This is a genomic window from Streptomyces sp. NPDC004658, from assembly GCF_040609555.1.
Classification (GTDB): Bacteria; Actinomycetota; Actinomycetes; order Streptomycetales; family Streptomycetaceae; genus Streptomyces.
In genome coordinates, this window is sequence record NZ_JBEXKG010000223.1 from 1 (window position 1) to 9,657 (window position 9,657).

General features: G+C 72.8%; 9 protein-coding genes. 5 read left to right on the forward strand and 4 right to left on the reverse strand.

Annotated elements, in window-relative coordinates:
* From ABZV94_RS37750 to ABZV94_RS37765, 4 genes are all read left to right on the forward strand, one after another.
* On the forward strand, positions 1–422 hold a 422-nt coding region (locus ABZV94_RS37750; protein ID WP_356348903.1), incomplete at its 5' end, for an urease accessory UreF family protein.
* A gap of 61 nt (positions 423–483) precedes the next feature.
* Positions 484–1,161, forward strand: a complete 678-nt coding sequence (ureG, locus tag ABZV94_RS37755; protein WP_356348906.1) for an urease accessory protein UreG — start codon at positions 484–486, stop codon at positions 1,159–1,161.
* Positions 1,158–1,916 carry an urease accessory protein UreD gene (locus ABZV94_RS37760; RefSeq protein WP_356348909.1) on the forward strand — a complete coding sequence of 253 codons (759 nt, stop codon included), beginning with the start codon at positions 1,158–1,160 and terminating at the stop codon, positions 1,914–1,916. Before ureG ends, ABZV94_RS37760 begins: the two co-directional genes overlap by 4 nt.
* Positions 1,917–2,090: 174 nt before the next feature.
* Positions 2,091–3,656, forward strand: a complete 1,566-nt coding sequence (locus tag ABZV94_RS37765) for an alpha/beta hydrolase (protein ID WP_356348911.1) — start codon at positions 2,091–2,093, stop codon at positions 3,654–3,656.
* Positions 3,657–3,722: 66 nt separating this feature from the next.
* Here ABZV94_RS37765 and ABZV94_RS37770 read toward each other — a convergent pair whose 3' ends face one another.
* From ABZV94_RS37770 to ABZV94_RS37785, 4 genes are all read right to left on the reverse strand, one after another.
* Positions 3,723–4,733: an NAD(P)-dependent oxidoreductase gene (locus ABZV94_RS37770; RefSeq protein ID WP_356348922.1), complete on the reverse strand. Its 1,011-nt coding sequence runs from the start codon at positions 4,731–4,733 to the stop codon at positions 3,723–3,725.
* Between the two features lie 70 nt (positions 4,734–4,803).
* A complete protein-coding gene (locus tag ABZV94_RS37775) occupies positions 4,804–5,526 on the reverse strand; it encodes a lysophospholipid acyltransferase family protein (RefSeq protein WP_356348913.1) in 723 nt (240 codons plus the stop codon).
* Positions 5,527–5,712: 186 nt separating this feature from the next.
* Complete coding sequence (locus tag ABZV94_RS37780) at positions 5,713–6,987, reverse strand: glycoside hydrolase family 6 protein (RefSeq protein ID WP_356348915.1); 1,275 nt, start codon at positions 6,985–6,987, stop codon at positions 5,713–5,715.
* 76 nt (positions 6,988–7,063) lie between these two features.
* Positions 7,064–8,029, reverse strand: coding sequence for a glycoside hydrolase family 6 protein (locus ABZV94_RS37785; protein WP_356348917.1), 966 nt, complete (start codon positions 8,027–8,029; stop codon positions 7,064–7,066).
* 308 nt (positions 8,030–8,337) lie between these two features.
* Here ABZV94_RS37785 and ABZV94_RS37790 point away from each other — a divergent pair, with 308 nt between their 5' ends.
* Positions 8,338–9,357, forward strand: coding sequence for a LacI family DNA-binding transcriptional regulator (locus ABZV94_RS37790; RefSeq protein WP_356348919.1), 1,020 nt, complete (start codon positions 8,338–8,340; stop codon positions 9,355–9,357).
* Positions 9,358–9,657: the final 300 nt, after the last annotated feature.

The following is a 9,657-nucleotide window of genomic DNA, read 5'->3' on the forward strand; positions in this document are numbered from 1 at the left end:
GGGCCGCGGCGCGGCGCCTGGGCCGGCAACTGCTGCGGGCCGCCAGGGGCACCTGGCCGTCCGCCGAACTGGACGCCGTGGCCCGCCGGTTCCCCAAGGGCGCGCATCAGCCGGTCGTGCTCGGTCTCGCCGCCCGGGCGGCCGGACTGGGGCCCGAGGACGCGGCCCACTGCGCGGTGTACGAGAGCGTGAGCGGTCCGGCGACGGCCACTGTGCGGTTGCTGAGCCTCGACCCGTTCGACGCGACCGCGGTGCTCGCCCGGCTGGCCCCCGAACTGGACCGCGTGGCGGACTCTGCCGTGGAGGCGGCGCGGCGGGTGGCCGGTGAGGGGGTCGACGCGCTGCCCGCGGCTTCCGCGCCGCTGCTGGAGGTGGGGGCCGAGTGGCACGCGGGCTGGCCCGTGCGGCTGTTCGCGTCATGAGTCCGCCCGCACGCCCGACCGACTCGCCCGGCTGAGAACCGACCACTCACAGGAGCCGTCCATGCACCTCGACCACACCCACCCGGCCCCCGCCGCCCTCAGCGCGGACGCGCGCCGCCCCGACGGGACCCGCCGGGCCCTGCGGATCGGGCTCGGCGGCCCGGTCGGCTCGGGCAAGACCGCCACCGTCGCCGCCCTGTGCCGGGCGCTGCGCGACGAGTTGTCCCTCGCCGTCGTCACCAACGACATCTACACCCGCGAGGACGCCGAGTTCCTGCTCCGGGAGGCCGTGCTGCCGCCCGAGCGGATCACCGCCGTCGAGACGGGCGCCTGCCCGCACACCGCGATCCGCGACGACATCTCCGCCAACCTCGAAGCCGTCGAGGACCTGGAGGACGCGGTCGGCCCCCTCGACCTGATCCTCGTGGAGTCCGGCGGCGACAACCTGACGGCCACCTTCTCCAAGGGGCTCGTGGACGCCCAGATCTTCGTGATCGACGTGGCGGGCGGCGACGACATCCCGCGCAAGGGCGGCCCGGGCGTCACCACCGCCGACCTCCTGGTCGTCAACAAGACCGACCTCGCCCCCTACGTCGGCTCCGACCTCGCCCGGATGGCCGCCGACGCCAAGGCGCAGCGGGCCGAACTCCCCGTCGTCTTCCAGTCGCTGCGCGGCGAGACCGGTGTCGGCGACGTGGCCGCCTGGGTCCGCGAGCGGCTCGCCGCGTGGACGGCGTGACCGTCACCGGGGTCCGGGGGAGCGCCCGGATCGTCGCCCGCGCCGACGGCCGCGGCGGTACGGCGCTGCCCGTCCTGGACGGCGAGGGACCGCTGGCGCCGCGCCGTACCCGGTCCGCCGGAGCCGAGGCGAGGGTCATGGTCGTCGGCGCGATGAGCGGGCCGCTCGGCGGCGACCGCTTCACGCTGGCCGCCCGGGTGGAGGAGGGGGCCCGGCTGTACGTCGGATCGGCCGCCGCCACCCTCGCCCTGCCCGGCCAGGCCAAGGGCGAGGCCCGGTACGACGTCCGGCTCGACGTGGCCGCCGGTGCCGAACTGCGCTGGCTGCCGGAGCAGTTGATCCTGGCCGGCGGCAGCGACCTGCGGGTCACCACCCGGGCCGAGCTGGCCGCCGGGGCCCGGCTCGTGCTGCGCGAGGAGCAGGTGCTGGGGCGGGCCGGGGAGCAGTCCGGGCGCCTGACCAGCCGGCTCACCGTGCGGGTCGGCGGCCGGACCGTACTGGACCAGGAACTGGCCTGCGGTCCCGGCGCGCCGGGCGGCTGGGACGGGCCGGCCGTGCTGTCGGGCCGTCGCGCGGTGGGGCAACTCGTCGTCGTACGGCCCGAGTTCGCCGAGGCCCCGGTGGCCGCGCGGATGCTGGGGGAGGACGCTTCGCTGGTGCCCCTGGCGGGGCCCGCCGCCCTGGTCACCGCCGTCGCGCCGGACGCGCTGCGACTGCGCGGGCTCCTGGACGAGGCGCTGGCCGGGCTCGGCTGAGGCATCCGGGCAGTCCATGGATCCGAACATGATCATCCGGTTATCGGATTGGTAAAGATCGGTGACGACCCCTGTTCCCAGCCGACCCGCAGCCGAGAGGATCCCCGCCTGACAACTCGCAGCGAGGTATGGGGAGGGGCCCACTTGAGGGACAACAGACCGAAGAGCCGCCTGATGGCACTCGGTTCCGCCGGAGCACTCGTCACCGCCACTCTGATCGCCGGCGCGATCTCGGCACCCGCGGCCGGTGCCGCCGGCCGGCCCGCGCAGGACCGGGAGGCCAAGGGCGCCGAGATCGCCGCCGCCCGGGCCGCCAAGGAGGGCATCACGTGGCAGGACTGTCCGGCCGACTGGGGGCTGGAGAAGCCCATCCAGTGCGGCTGGGTCAGCGTGCCGCTCGACTACGCCCACCCCTACGGCAAGCAGATCAAGCTCGCCGTGGACCGCATCGGCAACACCGGCACGCAGAAGGAGCGCCAGGGCGCGCTCGTCTACAACCCGGGCGGCCCCGGAGGCTCCGGTCTGCGCTTCCCGCGCCGGGTCACGACGAAGGCCCCGGTCTGGGCGAACGTCGCCAAGGCCTACGACTTCGTCGGCTTCGACCCGCGCGGCGTCGGCCACTCGGCGCCCATCTCCTGCGTCGACCCGCAGGAGTTCGTCAAGGCGCCCAAGATGGACCCGGTGCCCGACAGCGAGGCCGACAAGACCGCGCAGCGCAAGCTGGCCCGTGAGTACGCGGAGGGCTGCGCCGAGCGCAGCGGCGCCATGCTGCCGCACATGACCACGCCCAACACCGCCCGCGACCTCGACGTCATCCGCGCCGCCCTGGGCGAGAGGAAGCTCAACTACCTCGGCGTCTCCTACGGCACCTACCTCGGCGCCGTCTACGGCACGCTCTTCCCCGGCCACGTGCGCCGCATGGTCGTGGACAGCGTGGTCAACCCCTCGCGCGAGAAGATCTGGTACGAGGCCAACCTCGACCAGGACGTCGCCTTCGAGGGCCGCTGGAAGGACTGGGAGGACTGGGTCGCCGCCAACGACGCCGCCTTCCACCTCGGCACCACCCGCGCCGCCGTGCAGGACAAGTGGCTGAAGCTGCGCGCCACCGCCAAGAAGAACCCGATCGGCGGGGTCGTCGGCCCGGCCGAGCTGATCTCCTTCTTCCAGAGCGCGCCCTACTACGACTCCTCGTGGGTGCCGGTCGCCACGGTCTTCAGCAAGTACGTCGCCGGTGACACCCAGGCGCTGGTCGACGCCGCCGCCCCGGACCTGTCGGACACGGCCGGCAACATCTCCGCGGAGAACGGCAACGCCGTCTACACCGCCGTCGAGTGCGCCGACGCCAAGTGGCCCACCAGCTGGCAGAAGTGGAACCGGGACAACACCCGGCTGAACAGGGACTATCCATTCATGACCTGGGCCAATGCCTGGATGAACCTGCCCTGTGCCACGTGGCCGAGCAAGCAGCACACCCCGGTCGAGGTCACGACGCACAAGGGACTGCCGAAGGTCCTGATCGTCCAGTCCACGCGTGACGCCGCCACCCCGTACCCGGGCGCCGTCGAACTGCACAAGCGCTTCAAGGGCTCCCGTCTGATCACCGAGAAGAACGCGGGCTCCCACGGCGTGACCAGCCTGGTCAACCCCTGCATCAACCAGCGCGTCGACGCCTACCTGCTCGACGGCACGCTGGACGGCAAGGACGTGACCTGCGCCCCGCACGCCACGCCCAAGCCGTGACCGCACCGGCACGGTGACGAGGGGCGGCCGGACCTTTCCCGGCCGCCCCTTTCGCGCGTACGGCCGCTACGCCGTGCGCCAGGCGTCCTCCGCCGCGTAGTCGAACAGGTCCGGATAGGCCTGGGCGAGCAGCGGGAAGGCCTCCCGCCAGTCCCGGCCGCGCAGCGCACCGGTCAGCCACTCCACCGTCTGCGGCAGACTCTCGGCGTACGACACCACCGGCCGGTAGCCCAACTCCCGCTCGGCGGCGGACATGTCGCACACCACCGGACGCGGCACCGACCACGGCGTCCGCCCCACCGAGCCGGCCGGCGGCCCGTCGAGGTGCACGGTCCGGGTCTCCACCCCCATCACGGCGTCGATCGCGGCGCCGATCCGGGCGACCGTCGGCGCCTGGCCGTCACAGGCGTTGAGCACCCGGGAGCCCGGCCGGGCCGCCGCCAGCCGCACCAGCTCGGCGATGTTGTGGGCACTGGCCGGATGGAACCGGCTCTCACCCCGGTACGCGAGCACCCGGTCGTGCCGTCCGTCCAGGTTCCGCATCACGAAGTACAGCTCGCGCGGCAGCGGGCTGTACGGCCCGTGCACCGCTCCCGCCCTCAGCACGGTGACCGGCAACTCCGGGCCGGCAGCGAGGAGTTCCCGCTCCAACGCCGCCTTGCGGGTGCTGTAGGTGGCCTCACCCGGAGCGACCGTCGGCTGGCTCTCGGGGATGGGCAGCGGGTAGTCCGGGAAGCCGTCCGGCTCGCCCATCGTGTCGAAGCCCCGCCCCGCGCCGTCCTCGTACACGGACACACTGGAGATCACCACCGCCGAGCCGATCCGGCCCGCGAGCCCCGTCACCTGGCGCGCGTGCCCGGCGTCGTAGGCGACCAGGTCGACCAGCAGGTCGCAGCCGTCGCCCACCACCGCGGCCAGGGCCGTGCGGTCGGCGCGGTCCAGCCGCACCGTCCGCACCCCCGCGTCCCACGCCGCGTCCCGGCCGCCGCCGCGCGAGGCGGCCGTCACCGCCCAGCCGTCCCGCGTCAGCGCCTCCACCACCGGACGCCCGATCTGCCCGCTCGCCCCGATCACCACAGCAGTCTTCATGCGGCGAGCCTAGGCATCCGGCCCCGGCCCGCCGCCTTGTTTCTGCCGACGGCAGAGGTCAACTGAGCGGCGCCCGGGGGAACCTGCGCTTCGCGTTCTGCTCCGCCGCCTGCCGCTCCTTGACGACGGCCGCGTACTCGTCGACGTACTCCTGCCCGGACAGCGCCAGGATGGAGTAGACGATCTCGTCGGTGACCGCCCGCAGTACGGCCTTCTCCTGTTCCATGCCGGCGTAGCGCGAGAAGTCCAGGGGCTCGCCGAAGCGGATGGTCACCGGGTGGATCCTGGGGACGACCTTCCCGGGCGGCTGCGCCTCGAACGTGCCGATCATCGCGCACGGCACCACCGGGACACCTGCCTTCAGGGCCATCACGGCGACCCCGACCTTGCCCTTGTACAGCCTGCCGTCGTGCGAACGGGTGCCCTCCGGGTAGATGCCGAGCAGTTCCCCCCTGCGCAGGACCCCGAGCCCCTCGCGGATCGCGGCCTGCCCCGCCTCCTTGCCGGAGCGGTCCACCGGGATCTGCCCGGCGCTGCGGAAGAAGAAGGCGGTGAGCCGGCCCTTCACCCCGGGGCCGGTGAAGTACTCCGCCTTGGCGAGGAAGGTGATGCGGCGTTTGAGTATCGCCGGCATCAGGAAATGGTCCGAGAACGACAGATGGTTCCCCGCGATGATCGCCGGCCCCGACGCGGGCACGTGCTCCAGGCCCTCGATCCGGGGCCGGAAGACCACTCTGAGCAGCGGGCCCAGGACCACGTACTTGAGCAGGTAGTAGAACACGGCTCGCTCCTCTTCTCACCGGTTCCCCTGAGAACCGGTGTCGCCCCAGGTCAAGGCAGGTGCCGAGGGTATGGGCTCGGTGTACCTGTGGTCATCTGTAACCACGTTCGGCCGGTCTCATGCTGAGCTGCCGCCGCATGGTGTGACGGATCGTCAGCGGCGGCGGCGACCAGGGGCGGGGAGCGGTCAGCGGTTGAACACCAGGCGCGGCACCGCGTTGCGGGCCAGTGTGTGGGCCTGGTCGGGCCACCAGGTACCGGCGGGCGGGTCGACGATGCCGTACTCGGGGTCGATCGTGCCGCCGGTGTTGCGGGTGCAGCTGCCGTCGGACTCACCCGGGATCTTGATCCACAGGTAGGCGTCCACGAGCGGGACTCCGGTGTCGGCGGTGGGACGCGGGCCGAGGCCACGGCCGGGCGCGTTGCACCAGGCCTCCGGATCCCCGCTGTACTTGCCCGGTTCCGGGGTCCAGGCGCCCTGACCGTTGCGGCTGGTGTCGATCACGAAGTGACGCAACTCGCCGGCCGGCGGGGTGCCCGTGTTCCGGTCGTACCAGGCGTCGGTCCACCGCCAGGTGGCGGGGTCGGCGGAGGAGACGCTGTTGCCCGGGGCGCCGTCGTTGGGGGCGGCGGACGAGTAGTACTGGCTGGCGCACCAGTCGGTGTGGCCGCGTGCCTGCTCGGGTCCGTCGGTGGCGTACCACATGCACTTCGCGATCCAGGTGCCGTACCGGGCGTTGTGGTCGGTGGGATGGGTGTTGGACACGTTCAGGGCGAAACCGTCGGCGTACCGGACCCCGGCGTCCAGCAGCCGCTGCGCCATGTCGCCGACGGATCGCCACTGGACGTTGCCCGCGTCCAGGTACACAGCGGTGCGCGGCTTGGCCTTCAGGGTCCTGACGGCGTAGGTGAGGTCGGCGATGCGGGCGGCCGTGAGCGCCCCTGTCGGGTCGGTGGCGGGCCCGCAGTCCTGGGGGAGCAGGGCCAGGCCGTCGGGTTCCACGACGACCACCGCCCCGCTGTCGCCGATGCCGGCGGCGAAGGCGTCGATCCACTGCCGGTAGGCGGCGGAGGAGGCGGCTCCGCCGCTGGAGTACTGCGTGCAGTCCCGGCCCGGGACGTTGTAGGCGACCAGGAGGGGGGTCCGGTGCACGGCGCGGGCCCGGCGGACGAGATGGTCCACCCCGGTGCGCGTCTCCTCGGGCGTGCCCTCGGTGAACCACTCGGCCTGCGGCCAGCTCGCGAGTCTGGCCATGTTCGCGGCGTCCTCGATGTCGCCGTTGCGGAAGTCCACCACGGCCTGCTTCGCGGCCTTGCTGTGCGGGTCCACGTAGAACTTCGTGGCCGGGGTGAGGGCCCCCGGTACGGGTGCGGCCTGCGCCTGCGTCGCGGTGAGGGCGACGCAGGCGGTGAGCGACGCCAGGACGGCAGCCGCACGGCGCCTCAGTCGGCGGGTTTTCATCGTTTCTCCTGACCGATGCGTGGAGGGCGGACCCGCCGTGCAGCGGGTCGCCGATCGTCTGTGGGCAGCCGGCGGCTCAGTAGCCGTAGATCATCTTGTAGGCGACCTCGGGGAGGAACTGTCCGGCCGAGGAGCCGGCCCCCACGCCGCAGTTGCCGTCGGACTCGCCCGGGGTCTTGATCCACAGGAGCATCTCGGCGCCGCCGCCGGTCCGCGTGGGGGTGCCGATACGGCGGCCGGCGGGGTTGCACCACTGCCCGTTCGAGCCGTTGCCGTTGCGGCTGGTGTCCACGACGAACGGCTTGGTGTAGCCGTAGCGGGCGCTCAGTTCACTGTTGACGGCATTGCCGTAGGCGGTGTTCTCGGCGGTGGTGAAGTAGTTGGAGATGTTGAGCGAGAAGCCGTGGGCCTGGCGCAGGCCGGCGTCGTTGAGGCGCTGTGCCATGGTCGCGGGACTGGCCCAGCCCGGGTTGCCGGCGTCCAGGTAGACCCAGGTGTTGGGTGCCTGGCGGGCGAACTGGGTGAGGGCCCCGGTCAGCATGCCCTGGCGTTCGGTGATCTGGGCCTGCGTCATGCAGCCGTAGTCCCCGAGGGAGTCCGGTTCGAGGATGACGACGGCCGGGCGGCCCGCGATCCCGCCGGCGAACTGGGCGATCCAGGTCGCGTAGGCGGACGGCGAGGCGGCTCCGCCGGCGGAGTGCCCGCCGCAGTAGTCGCGGTTGTAGATGTTGTAGGCGACGAGGACGGGCAGTTTGTCCGTGGCGTCCGCCGCTCCCGCGTACGCCCCCGTGGCGGTGCCGATGGTGCCGCTCCAGGAGCCGAACCAGCGGGCCATCGGGGTGTTGGCGATGGAGGCGCTGATCGCGGACGCCCGGCCGTCACCGGGGTTGGCGGCGACCCATCGCCGCGCGCTGGAGTCGGGGTCCACGTAGAACCCGCTGGTCATGGTCGTCGGGTCGGCGGCGTGTGCGGACGGTGCGACGGCGAGCGCGAGCGGCAGGGCGAAGAGCGCTGCCGAGAGGGCGCGGAGTCTGCGGCGCATGACTGTACCTCGGTTTCCTGGCGGGGGGTGCGCCGCACGCTCCCGTCCCGGGCGTGCGACGCGCTGAGGTAGTGCGGTGGTACGGCACCTCACAGGGCCGACAGGTCCTGGGAGCGCTCCCACTGGAAGCGGTCCCAGTTCCACGGGAGGAGGTGCGGTCGGTATCGTGGAGTGGACGGACGAGGCTGTCAAGAGTCGGCGTGCACCCGCTCTCTGCTGAGGTGTATTCTGCGCCTGCTCAACTGGAAGCGCTTCCAGAAGTGCATCGCGGGTGAGACGCTTCCGGTCAGGTCGGCTAGGAAAGGCTCATGGTGAGGGCAGAAGACACGCCACGTCGGCATCCGACGCTCGACGAGGTGGCCGAGCGCGCCGGAGTCTCCCGCTCCGTGGCCTCCCGCGCCCTCAACAACGCTCCGCACGTCAGCCCCGCCAAACGCCAGGCGGTCGAACGGGCCGTACGGGAGCTCGGTTACGTACCCAATCCGACCGCCCGCGCCCTGGCCACCCGGCAGACAGGCGCGGCTGCCCTGGTCATCTCGGGAGAAGACCCGTCGATCTTCGCGGACCCGTTCTTCGCCCAGGTGATCGTGGGGGCGTCGGCCGCTCTGGAGGAGGCCGACCTGCACCTGATGCTGTGCCTGGCCGCTTCCGACCGAGGCCGCAAACGGGTGGAGGAACTCCTTCGGTCCCGGGGTGCCGACGGTGTCATGCTGATGGCGCTGCGCGAGGACGATCCGCTGGCCCGCACGGCCGAGGAGGCGGAGATGCCCGTCGTGTTCGGCGGACGCCCCGTCGGCCCGGCCCCCCGGTGGTACGTGGACGTCGACAACGTCGGCGGAGCGCGTGAGGCGACCGAGTACCTGGTCTCGCGTGGCCGGACCCGCGTGGCCGCGATCTGCGGGCGCCTGGACACCGAGGCCGGGCGTGCCCGGTACCGCGGCTACCGGGACGCGATGCTGGCCGCCGGACTTCATCCGTTCCCGCCGCAGGAGGGGGACTTCACCGAGTCCAGCGGAGCCGCCGCCATGGCCGCGCTGCTGGCGGACCACCCCGATCTGGACGGGGTGTTCGCCGCCAACGACAACATGGGGGCGGGAGCGCTGCGCGCGTTGCGGGAGGCCGGCCGAGTGGTCCCCGCCGACGTCGCTGTGGTCGGCTTCGACGATCTGGCCGTCGCCCGGATCGCCGATCCGCCCCTCACGACCGTCCACCAGCCCATCACGGCTCTCGGACGGGAGATGGCGCGCATGCTCGTCGCGCTCGTCAACGGACAGGACCCGACCCCGCTGATCCTCCCCACCCGCCTGGTCGTCCGCTCCAGCGCCTAGGGTCTTCCGTTTGGATCAGGCCGGACCAGGGGGCGGGGTCTGGTGCCGTGCGACGCTGCTCGCCCCCCTGCGCTCCGGTACGGCGGGCGCGCCCCGGCGTGCCCCCGTACGGCGGCCGCGTCCGGCCCTCGTACGATGTCCCCGATGACCGGCACCCGAGCGCACGCCCAGCGACCGCCCCAGCGGCGGCACCGCGGGCTGTTCGTGCTCGCCCTGCTGGCCGGGCTGCTCGGCATGCACGCGCTGGCTCCCGGCGGGGGCATGGCACACGCCGGACACGCCCGGGCCGCGCACGGCGCG

What these genes read in the sequence shown, in the direction of transcription:
- ABZV94_RS37780 (WP_356348915.1), bottom strand. Translation starts at nt 6,987, where the DNA reads ATGAAAACCCGCCGACTGAGGCGCCGTGCGGCTGCCGTCCTGGCGTCG.
- ABZV94_RS37785 (WP_356348917.1), bottom strand. Translation starts at nt 8,029, where the DNA reads ATGCGCCGCAGACTCCGCGCCCTCTCGGCAGCGCTCTTCGCCCTGCCG.
- ABZV94_RS37765 (WP_356348911.1), top strand. Translation starts at nt 2,091, where the DNA reads ATGGCACTCGGTTCCGCCGGAGCACTCGTCACCGCCACTCTGATCGCC.
- ABZV94_RS37790 (WP_356348919.1), top strand. Translation starts at nt 8,338, where the DNA reads ATGGTGAGGGCAGAAGACACGCCACGTCGGCATCCGACGCTCGACGAG.
- ureG (WP_356348906.1), top strand. Translation starts at nt 484, where the DNA reads ATGCACCTCGACCACACCCACCCGGCCCCCGCCGCCCTCAGCGCGGAC.